Raw genomic sequence first — 12,871 nt, 5'->3', positions numbered from 1 at the left:
GCCGTTTGCGGGGCGTAAAGCGAAGCAGCCCCGCAAACGGCCCGGAGCGGCGCGGCGCCGACCCGGTCACGGCGGAATGCCGGAGACGCAGGGGCGGCAGCCTGCCACGTGCTCAGCCGAAGAAGACCTTGGCCTCCTCGTAGCGCTCGACCGGCACGGTCTTCAAACGGGCCGTCGCCTCGGCCAGCGGCACCCGCACGATGTCCGTCCCCCGCAGGGCCACCATCCGCCCGAACTCCCGCTGCCGCACCGCGTCGATCGCGTGCAGCCCGAACCGCGTCGCGAGCCAGCGGTCGAACGCGCTGGGCGTGCCGCCCCGCTGGACGTGGCCCAGGACCGTGGTCCGGGCCTCCTTGCCCGTGCGCCGTTCGATCTCCTTCGCGAGCCACTCCCCCACCCCGGACAGCCGTACGTGCCCGAAGGCGTCGTGCGACGTGCCGTCCTTGAGGACGAGGTCGCCGTCCTTGGGCACGGCGCCCTCCGCGACGACGACGATCGGGGCGTAGCTCGCGCGGAAGCGGGAGGTGACCCAGCCGCAGACCTCGTCGAGGTCGAAGCGCTGCTCGGGGATGAGGATGACGTTGGCGCCGCCGGCGAGGCCGGAGTGCAGGGCGATCCAGCCCGCGTGCCGGCCCATGACCTCGACGACGAGGACGCGCATGTGGGACTCGGCGGTGGTGTGCAGCCGGTCGATGGCCTCGGTGGCGATGCCGACCGCCGTGTCGAAGCCGAAGGTGTAGTCGGTGGCGGAGAGGTCGTTGTCGATGGTCTTGGGGACGCCGACGCACGGGATGCCGTGCTCGCTCCAGAGCAGGGCGGCGACGCCGAGGGTGTCCTCGCCGCCGATGGCGATGAGGGCGTCGACCTCGTCCTCGGCGAGGTTCTCGCGGATCCGCCGGACGCCGCCCGGCTCCTTGAAGGGGTTGGTGCGCGAGGAGCCGAGCACGGTGCCGCCGCGCGGGAGGATGCCGCGCACGGCGGGGATGTCGAGCCGGGAGACGGCACCGTGGAGGAGGCCGCGCCAGCCGTCCCGGTAGCCGATGAAGTCGTAGGAATGGTCCTGGACGCCCTTGCGGACGACGGCGCGGATGACCGCGTTGAGCCCGGGGCAGTCACCGCCGCCGGTCAGCACTCCGATCCGCATGACACTCTCCTTCAGCCGGAGGACGCCGCCGCGGCCGGAGTGCGCGGTCAGGCGTCGTCGAGACCTCGCTCTATCGCGTAGCGCACGAGCTCCACGCGGTTGTGCAACTGGAGCTTGCCCAAGGTGTTCTGCACATGGTTCTGCACCGTGCGGTGGGAAATAACCAGCCGCTCGGCAATCTGCTTGTACGACAGGCCCTTGGCGACGAGGCGCAGCACCTCGGTCTCGCGGTCGGTGAGCCGGGGCGCCTTGGGCTCGTCGGGCGCGGCCGGGGCGGGGTCGGCGGCCAGCCGACGGTACTCGCCGAGGACCAGCCCGGCGAGGCCGGGGGTGAAGACGGGGTCGCCGGCGGCGGTGCGGCGGACGGCGTCGACGAGCTCCTCCGTGCTGGCCGACTTCAGCAGATAGCCGGTGGCGCCGGACTTCACGGCCTCCAGGACGTCGGCGTGCTCGCCGCTGGCGGAGAGGACGAGGACGCGCAGGGCGGGGTTCTCCCCGACCAGTTCCTTGCAGACGGCCACGCCCGGCAGGCCGGGCAGGTTGAGGTCGAGGACGAGGACGTCGGGCCGGGCGGCCTTCGCGCGGCGGACGGCCTCGGGGCCGTCGCCGGCGGTCGCCACGACGTCGTGGCCGGCGGCGGCCAGGTCACGGGCCACGGCGTCGCGCCACATGGGGTGGTCGTCGACGACCATGACCCGGACCGGCTGCCGTGCTGCGGTGTCCGCTGTGGTTTCGCTCATCGCTGTTCTCTTCCGTTCCCCCGTGGGACCTTCAGTTCGACTTCGGTGCCCTGGCCCGGGACGGACACCAGCTCGGCGCTGCCGCCCAGGTCGCGCAGGCGCCCGCGGATCGACAGGGCGACGCCCATGCGGCCCTCGCGTTCGGCGTCCGCGAGACGGCCCTCGGGGATGCCGGGGCCGTCGTCGCGCACGCTGACGATCACCGCGTCGGGCTCGTCCTCCAGCAGGATCCAGGCCCGTGCCCCGTCGCCCGCGTGCTTGCGCACGTTGTCCAGGGCGGCGCCGACGGCGGCGGCGAGCTCGGCGGCGGCGGCCGCCTCCAGCAGGACGGGGGTGCCCGGCCCGGCGAAGGAGACGCCGGCGCCCGCGTGCGGGGCGAGCAGCGCCCCGACGTCGATGGGGCCGGCGGGGATGCGCGGGGCGTCCGGCGCGGCGCCGGCCGGCTCCGCGTCCCCGGCGGGCTCCTCGGCGGAGCGCTGCGGGGGCAGCAGGCCCCCGGCGACCAGGGTGCGCAGCGCGATCTCCTGCTCACCGGCCATCCGGCCGAGCTCGGCCGCCTCGCCGCCCAGCGCGGCACCGCGCCGCTGCACCATGGCCAGCACCTGGAGGACGCCGTCGTGGATGTCGCGGGCGAGCCGCTCGCGCTCGCGGGTGGCGGCCTCGATCCGCAGCGCGCGGGCGAGGGTGCGCTCGCTGGCGCGGGCGACCTCGACGATGTAGCCGATGGCGATGCTGGAGACCCACACCAGGAGCACGTTGTGGACGGTGTCCCGGGCGGGGCTGCCGCGCTCGGCGAGGTTGGCGACGGCCACGAGGGTGGAGCCGACGGCCGCCCAGCGCCAGCCGCCCTTGATGGCCAGGCCCAGTACGGCGCCACCGGTCCAGATGGACGGCAGGGTGGCCGCGCCGCCGTCGATCCGCGCCTGGGTGTCGACGGCGGCGGTGACCAGGATTCCGGCGAGTGCGACGGCCAGGTCGGCCGTGAGGAACCGCTTCGTGCACCGCTCGGGCACCGAGGTCCGGTTCCACGTGAGCGCCGTCCACCCGGTGAGTACGCCCATGTAGACGGCGCCGCCGAGCGGATGTGCGTACTCGTGGTAGTTGACGGCGAAGATCGCCAGGGCGTAGCAGAGCGTCAGCACGCGGTAGCCGGTCAGCGCGCGCCACAGCGGCAGCTCCACCGACATCCGTACGACGCGCGGCTTCCTGCTGCGCGGTGTCATCGACCAACCCCCGAGCCGGGCGCCCCGCGCACCGGCTGCCGCTTCCCCTTTACTTGCCGGCCTGGTCAGCCTGGTCGGCCTGATCGGCCTTGTCGAGTCCGGCGGCCTTGGCCGCCTTCTCCTCCTCGGCCTTCCGCTTCGCCTCTTCCGCGATCTGCCGCTTGGCGGCGGTCGCGTAGATGTCCACGTACTCCTGGCCCGACAGCTCCATGATCTTGTACATGACCTCGTCGGTCACCGAGCGCAGGATGAAGCGGTCGCCGTCCATGCCGTGGTAGCGGCTGAAGTCCAGCGGCTCGCCGATCCGGATGCCCGGGCGCACCATCTTGGGCAGCACCTTGCCCGGGGGCTGCACCTTCTCGGTGTCGATCATGGCGACGGGGATCACCGGCGCCCCGGACAGCAGGGCCACCCGGGCGAGGCCGCCCGGCTTGCCCCGGTAGAGGCGGCCGTCGGGGGAACGCGTGCCCTCCGGGTAGATGCCGAAGAGCTCACCGCGCTCCAGCACCTCCATGGCGCTCTTGACCGCGGCCTCACCCGCGCCGCGGGCACCCGAACGGTCCACGGGCAGCTGACCGACGCCCTTGAAGAACGCCGCCGTCAGCTTCCCCTTGACTCCGGGGGAGGTGAAGTACTCCTGCTTCGCGATGAACGTGACCTTGCGGTCCAGCACCGCCGGGAGGAAGAAGGAATCCGAGAACGACAGGTGGTTGCTCGCGAGGATCGCGGGCCCCTCGGCCGGGATGTTCTCCAGGCCCTCCACCCACGGCCGGAAGGCAAGCTTCAGCGACCCGCCGATGGACACCTTCATAGCGCCGTAGAACAACCGAGAACCTCCTGTGTGTGACGAGGAGACCTTAACCTGCCTACCCGCCGTGCGGCGCTCCGCGTACGCTGAGGGCCGGACCCCCTGCGTCCTCCCTTACCCCCGTTCCACCGATCGGAGATCCCGGTGCCGCTCCTCCCCGGAGCCGAGCCGTTCCGCCACGAAGGCGGAGAGGTAGGCGTCCTCGTGTGTCACGGCTTCACCGGTTCCCCGCAGTCCGTACGGCCCTGGGCGGACCATCTGGCGGAGCGCGGCCTGAGCGTCTCGCTGCCGCTGCTGCCCGGCCACGGCACCCGCTGGCAGGACATGCAGCTCACCGGCTGGCAGGACTGGTACGCGGAGGTCGACCACGCGCTGCGGGAGCTGCGTGAACGGTGCTCCCAGGTGTTCGTGTGCGGCCTGTCGATGGGCGGGGCCCTGGCCCTGCGGCTCGCGGCCCGCCACGGGGACGCCGTCAGCGGCATCGTGCTCGTCAACCCGGGCAACAAGGTCCACGGCGTCGCCGCGAAGGCGCTGCCCGTCGTGCGCCACTTCGTGCGCTCCACCAAGGGTATCGCCAGCGACATCGCCAAGCCGGGCTCCGAGGAGGTCGGCTACGACCGGGTGCCGCTGCACGCCGCGCACTCGCTGCGCCGCTTCTTCCAGCTCGTCGACGCCGAACTTCCCCAGGTCACCCAGCCGTTGCTGCTCATGCACAGCCCCGAGGACCACATCGTGCCGCCCGCCGACTCGGCCCGCATCCTGGCCCGGGTCTCCTCGCGGGACGTCACCGAGCGGCTGCTGGAGCACAGCTACCACGTGGCCACGCTCGACCACGACGCGGAGCGCATCTTCGCGGACACCCACGCGTTCATCGGCCGGCTCTCCGGCGTCGGCTCCGAGGAGGGGACGGCCGCCCGTGGCTGAGCGTGACGCGGGCCGCGACGAGAGCCGCGACCCGCTCGACGAGGACGCGGCCTGGGCGGAGCTCGTCGCCGCGTACGGGGAACAGCCCGATCCGGAGAAGGGCCGCTGGCCCGCCACGGGCGACGACGACGCCCCTGCCGGGGCGGGGGCCGGGACCGGGGCCGGAGCCGGGGAGAGCGAGGCGGAGAAGGACGACTCCGCCGGGCCGCCGCCCGCCCCGCGCGAGGATCCGCCGGGCAGCTTCATCGTCTACGCGCCCGGCGTCGGCCCCCGCGACTGGAGCACGCCGGAGCCCCCCGAGGACGACGCGGTCGAGGCCGACGCGGACGAGGGCCACTTCATCCCGCCCGAGCCGCCGCCCCTGCCCACCGGCGACGTCACGGCCCGCTTCGCCTGGATCGCCGTGCTGGGCGGCCCGCTGCTGCTCCTGGTCATGGTCCTGCTGCAGCAGCCGCTCACCTGGTGGCTGACCACCATCGGCATCGGCGGCTTCCTGGGCGGCTTCGCGACGCTCGTCCTGCGGATGAAGGACAGTGACGAGGAGGACGACGACCCGGGCCGCGGAGCGGTGGTCTAGCGCGATCACGTACGGCTCCGGTGGCCGCGCATTCCGCCGGACTCTCGCCGCGGTGGTGCTTCACCGCCGCGGCGGGCACATTCTTCCCGCCGCGGCCGGGCGACGGGCCTATGCGGCAGGCACCCGCAAGGCGGCCAGCACCGGCAGGTGATCCGTCGCGGCCCGGAGATCCCCTTCGGTGATGCCGGGCAGCCCCATGGGCACCCCGCACCCCAGCACCTCCACCCCCTCCGTCGCGAAGACCGCGTCGATCCGCTGCAGCGGATCGCCGAGCCGGGTGGTGTGCTCCCTCCCCCACGGCTTCGTCGCCCAGCCGTCCTGCAGGGCGTCCGCGAGCAGGCCGAACGTGCGGCCGTCGGGGCGGTCGTTGAGGTCGCCCGCCGCGACGGCGTGCGGCACGTCCAGGGCGGCCAGCCGGTCGAGGAGCAGCCGGCCCTGCTCGTGGCGCTCCCAGTCCTTGATGCTCAGGTGGCAGCTGAGGACCCCGAGCCGGGCCCGGCCGAACCGCAGCACGGCGGTCGCGAAGCCGCGCTGGTGGAGACCGGGGGTACGGGGCAGCAGGACGTCCTCGGTGCGCTCCACGTGGGCGCGGAGCGAGGAGAGGATCATGGGGCCGGAGGCGGTGGCGCCGCCCGAGACGTACACGAGCCCGGAGGTCCGGGCGAGGCGGGCGGCGGCCTTGCGCCAGCGGAAGAAGCGCGGAGCCTCCTGAACGCAGACGACGTCGGGCCGGCAGGCCCGGATCACCCGGGCGAGGGCCGCGACGTCGTCGCGCATGGAGCGGATGTTGTAACTGAGCACGCGAATGACGACGGAGCCGTCGGACTCCGTCCGGGACGCCGGAAGATCCGGCAATGCCGCCGTGCCCGTTCCGGTTGCTGAACCCATTCCGCTCCGTCACCTCTCTCCGCCGCGACGGCGGGACGCGAGACGGCGGTGTCCGGCGGTGCCGCACCGGCCTGGGGCCGGCGCGCCCCCCCCGGGCTCCACCATCGTGGTCGATGTCCGCTGCGGCGGAGAAAGATCGCCTGACGGCGGACGGAAACGGGGCACCCCCGAAGCGGGGTTACCCCTGACGGGCCAGGTCGGCCGCGCCGACCAGCCCCGCCTTGCCGCCCAGCTGCGCGGCGAGCACCTGCGCGTGGGGGCGCCACTGGCCGCCGATCAGCCAGCGCTTGAACGACTTGCGGATGGGGTCGAGCACGAGGTCGCCCTCGTCCGAGACGCCGCCGCCGACGATGAACGCGGAGGGGTCGAAGAGCGAGGCCAGGTCGGCCAGGCCCGCGCCCGCCCAGCGGGCCAGCTCGCGGAAGGAGTCGATGGCGACCGGGTCGCCCTGCCGGGCGGCGGCGCTGATGTGCTTGCCCTCGATGCCCTCGACCGTGCCGTCGCCGAGGCCCAGCAGGATCGCGGCGTTCTCCGGGGTGGCGTTGGCGCGCTGCTTGGCGTAGCGGACGAGCGCGCGCCCGGAGGCGTACTGCTCCCAGCAGCCCTGGCTGCCGCAGCCGCAGAGCAGGCCGTCCGGCACGACCCGGATGTGGCCGAACTCGGCGGCCACGCCGAAGCGCCCGCGCCGCAGCTTGTTGCCGATGATGATGCCGCCGCCGAGGCCGGTGCCCAGCGTGATGCAGATGACGTCGTCGTGGCCCTGGCCGGCGCCGAAGCGGTACTCGCCCCAGGCGGCGGCGTTGGCGTCGTTCTCGACGACGACGGGAAGGCCGACGCGCTGCTCGACCTTGTCCTTGAGCGCCTCGTGGCGCCAGTTGATGTTCGGGGCGAAGAGGACGGTGGCCCGCTTGTCGTCCACGTATCCGGCGGCGCCGATGCCGACGGCCTCGACCTCGAAGCCTTCGCTGACCGTGCGCACCGCGTCCGCGATGGCGTCGATGACGCCCTCGGGGGTCGGCGGGGTCGGCACCTTGCACGTCGCGAGGATGCTGCCCGCTTCGTCGACCACACCGGCCGCGATCTTCGTGCCGCCGATGTCGACGCCGATGGTGAGTCCCATGTGTCCCTCAGTTTTTCGCTCGAACCCCGCCGGGCCCCACCGTACCGGAGCCGGAGATCAGTCGAGGTCGATGCGTTCGCTCCCGCCCTTGCCCCCGTCGTCGTCGCGGGGGCCGGCGGGCCGTCCGGGGCCGGGGGCGGGCTCGTCGCGGGTCCAGCGGGTCTCCTGGCCCTGGACGGCGGCGCGGTAGGCGGCCAGGAGTTCGGAGCCGGCGGAGGCGAGGTGGTCGAAGACGTCGGGGTTGCGCTCGATGACGGGCAGGGCGGCGGCCTTGGCCTGGGCGATGACCTGCTGGACGACGCCCTGTGCGGTGCCTCCGCCGGGCAGCTGGATGCCGGAGACCTTCTCGGCGACGGCGTCGACGAGCTTGCGCAGCTCCTCGGCGGCGCTGCCGGGCTCCGGGCCCTGCTGCGTGCGGCGGCGGGCGCGCTCAGCCGCGAGGTCCTCGGCGCAGGCCCGCTCCCAGGCATCGGGGTCGGGCGCCGCCTCGGGTGCGGGGCGCTCGGTGTGATCGCTCATGGCGGCTGCTCCTGGCTCCTGCAACAGGGGTTTTCTCCGACGTTACCCGAAGGGCGGGGTGCCGTTCAGGCAGTGCCGTTCAGGAGGGCCTGGGCCACAGGCCGGGGTCGGGGGTGAAGCGCACGCACAGCGCCCCGTCCCGCAGTCCGGCGCCCGAGACGGTGCAGCGGCGCAGCGCGGAGGGCAGGGGCAGGACGCGGCGGAACGGGCCGACTCCGACGATGAGTTCGTCGCCGCGGCGCAGGAGGTCGATCTCGTCGCGGGCGGCGCCGGGCAGGGGGAGGCGCCACAGCAGCACGCCGTCGGTGGCGAGGCGGTCCTCGACGGTCCGGTCGCCGGCGGCGCTGCCGGTGCCCTGCCAGCCGTCGAGCTCGTCGGTGAGGCCGCCGCCGGGTATGACGCCGACGCCGCCGGCCGGACCGCTGCCCCTCTCGCTCGCCCCCGCGGCCACGCCGATGGTGGTCGAGCGGGCGCGTGCGGCGAGCTCGGCGAGGTCCTGCGGGCCGCGCGGGCCGCGGCCGAGGTGCGGCAGCTCGCAGACGGTGACGCCGTCGACGAGGAACTCCTCGTGCAGGGTCTTGTGGGCGGTGAGCTGCTCGGCGGCGAGACCGGCGAGCCAGGGGTCGGCGGGAGGGGCGTCGCCGGTGGTGCCGGGCAGCAGCCGGTTGGCGACGAGGGCGTCGACGCGGCAGCCCTGGAGGGCGAGCGCGGCGCGGGCCAGGCGCAGTTCGCCGAGGGCGAGGGGGCCGGGTTCGGCGACGAGCCGCACGGTCGTGCCGTCCGCTTCGAGGACGTCCTGGACGGCGGCGAGCTCGGCCTCCCAGCGCTCGGCGGTCTCGTACAGCCGCTGGGCGGGCATGGGCACGCCGGCGAGCTGGGCGAGCATCGGGCGCAGGGCGCGGGCGGCCTGCCGCTCGGCGGGCAGCAGCCGGCGCAGGTAGCGGCGCAGCTGTTCGGGGAGGCCGAGCAGCCGCACCGTGGCGTGCAGGGGCGGCAGGTCGGCGACGAGCAGGTCCCAGGCGCGCTCCTCGTGGGCGGCGCGCAGGGCGGTGAGCAGCGCGAGGGGTTCGGCGCCGGGGAGCTCGGTGAGTTCCTCGGGGTCGAGGGGGCTCGCGCCGAGCAGGTCGAAGAGGGAGGCGCCGCGCTCCTGGAGGTCGCGGGCGCGGTCCTGGAAGTGCTCGCCGGTGGCGATGCGGGCGGCGTGCAGCCCGGGCGCCGCCTCCGCGGGCGGCCCCCAGAGCGCGCCGCTGCCCGGCCCGGGTGCGGGCAGGGCGGTGCCGAGCACGGCTTCGGGCGCGGGGCCGCGGTCGGCGGTGAGGAGCAGGACGCGCCGCCCCTCGCGGGCCGCGGCGAGGGCCGTGGCCGCCGCGGCGGTGGTGCGGCCCGCGCCGCCGGGACCGGTGACGAGGACCGTGCGCAAAGGGGGAGCCTCCAGCGGTGACGTGACGCGTACGGGAGCGGTCGGTGCGCCCGGGGTCAGGAAGCGGTGCCGCTCTCGACGCGCTTCTTGAGGCCGTCGAGGGCGCGGTCGATGATGACCTTCTCCGCCTTGCGCTTGATCATCCCGAGCATGGGGATCTTGACGTCGACGGTGAGCTGGTACGTGACCTCGGTGTGCTTGCCGCCCGCGACGGGGGCGAGGCTGTACGAGCCGTCGATCTGGCGCAGCATCTGCGACTTGACCAGCGACCACTTCACCACGCCGGGCTCGGGCCAGCTGTAGGCCAGCACGTGGTCGTCCTTGATGGCGCCGGCGTCCAGCACGAGGCGCACCTGCGTGGCGCGGCCCTGCTCGTCCTTCTCCAGCACCTCGGCCTGCTTGACCTCTCCGGTCCACTCCGCGTAGCGGCCGAAGTCGGCGATCACGGCCATCACCTCGGCAGGGGTCGCCTCGATCGTGATGCTCGAGCTCGTGTGTTCCGCCATCTCCGTGGCTCCTCCGTACCGGTCCGCCGCCTGGTGTCTGCCGCTGAAGGCTACATCGCGCTGCCCGTCACCACTCCAGCACCCAGGGTGTGCCCGTGGAGGCGAAGTGGCCGACGTTGACGCATTCCGTCGCCCCGATCCGCATCCGGCGGGCGAGCGGCTGGTGGACGTGGCCGAAAAGGGCGTACCGGGGCGAGGTGGCGCGGATGGCGTCGAGGAGGGCCGCGCTGCCGCGCTCGAAGCGCCGGGCGACGGTGTCGTAGCAGAGTTCGGGCACGTCGGGCGGGATGTGCGAGCAGAGCACGTCGACGTCGCCGAGGGCCGCGACCTTGGCCGCGTACTCCTCCTCGGAGATCTCGTGGGGGGTGCGCATGGGCGAGGGCAGGCCGCCGCCGACGAAGCCGAAGACGAGACCGCCGATCTCGGCGCGCTCGCCGTCGAGGACGGTCGTGCCCTCCTGCGCGAATTCCGGCCAGAGCCGGGGGATGTCGACATTCCCGTAGGTGGCGTACGTGGGCGCGGGGAAGGCGGCGAAGAGTTCGGCGTACTGCTTGCGGACGGCGCCCTCGATCGCGGCGTCCCGGTCCATGCCGTGCCACAGGCTGCGGGCCAGCTCGCGGGCCTCGGCGAAGCGGCGGGCGGTGCGCAGCTCGACGATCCGGTCGGCCTTCTCCACGCCGAAGAGCTCGGGGAAGATGCCGCGCGAGTGGTCCGCGTAGTCGAGGAAGAGAACCAGGTCGCCCAGGCAGACCAGGGCGTCGGCGCCGTCGCCCGCCCGTGCGAGAGCCGTGCTGTTGCCGTGCACGTCGCTGACCACGTGAACCCTCATAGCGCCTCCATACCGATCACCCTAGGCGCTGCGGCCGGGCCTCCGGAAGGGCTGCGACCTGCGGTTACTCCCGTGGTTACTTCCGGGTCACCAAACGGAGGGGCTAGGGTGCGTCGAAGGAGTCCCGGGGCATGTGACGCAGAGAACATCTGGGCGCAGCCCCCTATTCGAAAGCCGTACTGGTGGGTAACGTCCGGGCAGTCCACTACCCCCCTTGCCTGATCATGGACCGCAGCCGAGCAGCGCCCCTCGAAGACGCGGCGGCGCCGGCGCCCGACGAGGAGCAGCAGTCTTGCGCGAGTTCAGCCTTCCGGCCCTCTATGAGGTCCCTGCGGACGGAAACCTGACGGATCTGATCCGCCGCAACGCCGCGCAGCGCCCCGATGTCGTCGTCATAGGCCGCAAGGCCGGCAACCGCTGGGAGGACGTCACCGCCGCCGCCTTCCTCGCCGAGGTCCGGACGGCCGCCAAGGGCCTGATCGCCTCCGGCGTGCGGCCGGGCGACCGGGTCGCCCTGATGTCCCGCACGCGTTACGAGTGGACGCTGCTGGACTTCGCGATCTGGAGCGCCGGCGGCGTCACCGTGCCGGTGTACGAGACCAGCTCGGCCGAGCAGATCCAGTGGATCCTCAGCGACTCCGGCGCGGTCGGCTGCATCGTCGAGACCGCAGAGCGCGAAGCGGCCGTCGAGTCCGTGAGGGACCGGCTGCCCGCGCTCGCGCACGTCTGGCAGATCGAGGCCGGCGCCGTCGGCGAGCTCGGCGAGGCCGGTGCCGACGTCACGGACGAGGAGGTCGACGAGCGCAGCGCCCTGGCGAACGCCGACTCGCCCGCGACCATCGTCTACACCTCCGGCACCACGGGCCGCCCCAAGGGCTGCGTCCTCACCCACCGCGCGTTCTTCGCGGAGTGCGGCAACGCCGTGGAGCGGCTCAAGCCGCTGTTCAACACGGGCGACTCGTCCGTCCTGCTCTTCCTCCCCACCGCCCACGTCTTCGGCCGGCTGGTGGAGATCTGCGCGATGCTCGCGCCGATCCGCCTGGGCTGCGTGCCCGACATCCGCAACCTCACGGACGAGCTCGCCTCCTTCCGCCCCACCCTGATCCTGGGCGTGCCCCGCGTCTTCGAGAAGGTCTACAACGGCGCCCGCGCCAAGGCCCAGGCCGACGGCAAGGGCAAGATCTTCGACAAGGCCGCGGACACCGCCATCGCCTACAGCCGGGCCCTGGACACCCCTTCCGGGCCGGGCCTCGGCCTGCGCGTCAAGCACGCCGTCTTCGACAAGCTCGTCTACGGCAAGCTGCGGGCCGTCCTCGGCGGCCGGGCGACCCACGCCATCTCCGGCGGCGGGCCGCTGGGCGAGCGCCTGGGCCACTTCTACCGCGGCATCGGCTTCACGGTCCTGGAGGGCTACGGCCTCACCGAGTCCTGCGCCGCGACCGCGTTCAACCCCTGGGACCGGCCGAAGATCGGCACGGTCGGGCAGCCGCTGCCCGGCTCGGTCGTGCGCATCGCCGACGACGGCGAGGTGCTGCTGCACGGCGAGCACCTCTTCCAGGGCTACTGGAACAACGAGGCGGCCACCGAGGAGGCCATGTCCGACGCCTGGTTCCACACCGGCGACCTCGGCACCCTCGACGAGGACGGCTACCTCACGATCACCGGCCGCAAGAAGGAGATCATCGTCACCGCGGGCGGCAAGAACGTCGCCCCGGCCGTGATCGAGGACCGCATCCGGGCGCACGCCCTGATCGCCGAGTGCATGGTCGTCGGCGACGCCCGGCCCTTCGTCGGCGCGCTCATCACCCTCGACGAGGACTTCCTGCCGCGCTGGCTCGCCGACCACGGCAAGCCGGCCGGGACGACGCCGGCCGAACTGGCCGAGGACCCGGACCTGCTGGCGGACGTGCAGAAGGCCGTCGACGACGGCAACGCCGCGGTGTCGAAGGCCGAATCGGTGCGCAAGTTCCGCATCCTGCCCGCGCAGTTCACGGAGGCGTCGGGGCACGTGACGCCGTCGCTGAAGCTGAAGCGGAACGTCGTGGCGAAGGACTTCGCCGACGAGATCGAGGCCATTTACCGCGCGTAGCGGCCCGGCGTTCCCTGTCGCGGCGGGGGGGGGGGGGGGGGGGGGTGGGTGAGGGCGCCCGGCGGCGGGCGGGGGGGGGGCGAC

At 73.6% G+C, this 12,871-nt stretch carries 13 protein-coding genes; 3 read left to right on the top strand and 10 right to left on the bottom strand.

Annotated features, from left to right (window positions below; translation table 11 throughout):
- Positions 1 to 112 precede the first annotated feature (112 nt).
- From ACOTKD_RS06305 to ACOTKD_RS06290, 4 genes are read right to left on the bottom strand one after another with little or no spacing between them, the layout of a single operon-like run.
- Positions 113 to 1,144 carry a 6-phosphofructokinase gene (locus tag ACOTKD_RS06305; RefSeq protein WP_424887853.1) on the bottom strand — a complete coding sequence of 344 codons (1,032 nt, stop codon included), beginning with the start codon at positions 1,142 to 1,144 and terminating at the stop codon, positions 113 to 115.
- Positions 1,145 to 1,191: 47 nt separating this feature from the next.
- Positions 1,192 to 1,884, bottom strand: a complete 693-nt coding sequence (locus ACOTKD_RS06300; RefSeq protein ID WP_424887852.1) for a response regulator — start codon at positions 1,882 to 1,884, stop codon at positions 1,192 to 1,194.
- Positions 1,881 to 3,107 (bottom strand): MacS family sensor histidine kinase, encoded by a 1,227-nt coding sequence (macS, locus tag ACOTKD_RS06295; RefSeq protein WP_424887851.1) that lies wholly within the window; start codon positions 3,105 to 3,107, stop codon positions 1,881 to 1,883. Before macS ends, ACOTKD_RS06300 begins: the two co-directional genes overlap by 4 nt.
- Before the next feature lie 49 nt (positions 3,108 to 3,156).
- On the bottom strand, positions 3,157 to 3,933 hold the full coding sequence (locus tag ACOTKD_RS06290) for a lysophospholipid acyltransferase family protein (protein WP_424887850.1): 777 nt from the start codon (positions 3,931 to 3,933) through the stop codon (positions 3,157 to 3,159).
- Between the two features lie 126 nt (positions 3,934 to 4,059).
- On the opposite strand from ACOTKD_RS06290, the gene ACOTKD_RS06285 reads away from it, so the two are divergent.
- The gene (locus ACOTKD_RS06285; protein WP_424887849.1) at positions 4,060 to 4,839 is read left to right on the top strand and encodes an alpha/beta hydrolase; all 780 of its coding nucleotides are present in this window, start codon (positions 4,060 to 4,062) and stop codon (positions 4,837 to 4,839) included.
- Positions 4,832 to 5,416 carry a hypothetical protein gene (locus tag ACOTKD_RS06280; RefSeq protein WP_424887848.1) on the top strand — a complete coding sequence of 195 codons (585 nt, stop codon included), beginning with the start codon at positions 4,832 to 4,834 and terminating at the stop codon, positions 5,414 to 5,416. Before ACOTKD_RS06285 ends, ACOTKD_RS06280 begins: the two co-directional genes overlap by 8 nt.
- Positions 5,417 to 5,524: 108 nt before the next feature.
- Here ACOTKD_RS06280 and ACOTKD_RS06275 read toward each other — a convergent pair whose 3' ends face one another.
- The 6 genes from ACOTKD_RS06275 to ACOTKD_RS06250 form a co-directional block, all read right to left on the bottom strand.
- Complete coding sequence (locus tag ACOTKD_RS06275) at positions 5,525 to 6,304, bottom strand: endonuclease/exonuclease/phosphatase family protein (protein ID WP_424887847.1); 780 nt, start codon at positions 6,302 to 6,304, stop codon at positions 5,525 to 5,527.
- Between the two features lie 178 nt (positions 6,305 to 6,482).
- Positions 6,483 to 7,424, bottom strand: coding sequence for an ROK family glucokinase (locus tag ACOTKD_RS06270; RefSeq protein ID WP_302860117.1), 942 nt, complete (start codon positions 7,422 to 7,424; stop codon positions 6,483 to 6,485).
- A 57-nt stretch (positions 7,425 to 7,481) separates the two neighbouring features.
- Positions 7,482 to 7,943, bottom strand: a complete 462-nt coding sequence (locus tag ACOTKD_RS06265) for a DUF5304 domain-containing protein (protein WP_424887846.1) — start codon at positions 7,941 to 7,943, stop codon at positions 7,482 to 7,484.
- A 79-nt stretch (positions 7,944 to 8,022) separates the two neighbouring features.
- Positions 8,023 to 9,363, bottom strand: coding sequence for an ArsA family ATPase (locus ACOTKD_RS06260; RefSeq protein ID WP_424887845.1), 1,341 nt, complete (start codon positions 9,361 to 9,363; stop codon positions 8,023 to 8,025).
- A gap of 56 nt (positions 9,364 to 9,419) precedes the next feature.
- Positions 9,420 to 9,869, bottom strand: coding sequence for an SRPBCC family protein (locus tag ACOTKD_RS06255; protein ID WP_106676572.1), 450 nt, complete (start codon positions 9,867 to 9,869; stop codon positions 9,420 to 9,422).
- 67 nt (positions 9,870 to 9,936) lie between these two features.
- Entirely contained in the window at positions 9,937 to 10,698 is a 762-nt protein-coding gene (locus ACOTKD_RS06250; protein WP_424887844.1) for a metallophosphoesterase family protein, read from the bottom strand.
- A 292-nt stretch (positions 10,699 to 10,990) separates the two neighbouring features.
- On the opposite strand from ACOTKD_RS06250, the gene ACOTKD_RS06245 reads away from it, so the two are divergent.
- On the top strand, positions 10,991 to 12,787 hold the full coding sequence (locus tag ACOTKD_RS06245; RefSeq protein WP_424887843.1) for an AMP-dependent synthetase/ligase: 1,797 nt from the start codon (positions 10,991 to 10,993) through the stop codon (positions 12,785 to 12,787).
- Positions 12,788 to 12,871 lie beyond the last annotated feature (84 nt).

Origin of the sequence: Streptomyces sp. XH2, assembly GCF_049725035.1 — a bacterium.
GTDB lineage: Bacteria > Actinomycetota > Actinomycetes > Streptomycetales > Streptomycetaceae > Streptomyces > Streptomyces roseoverticillatus.
Note: the sequence above shows the minus strand (reverse complement) of the source record. Positions and strands in the feature narration are given on the sequence as shown.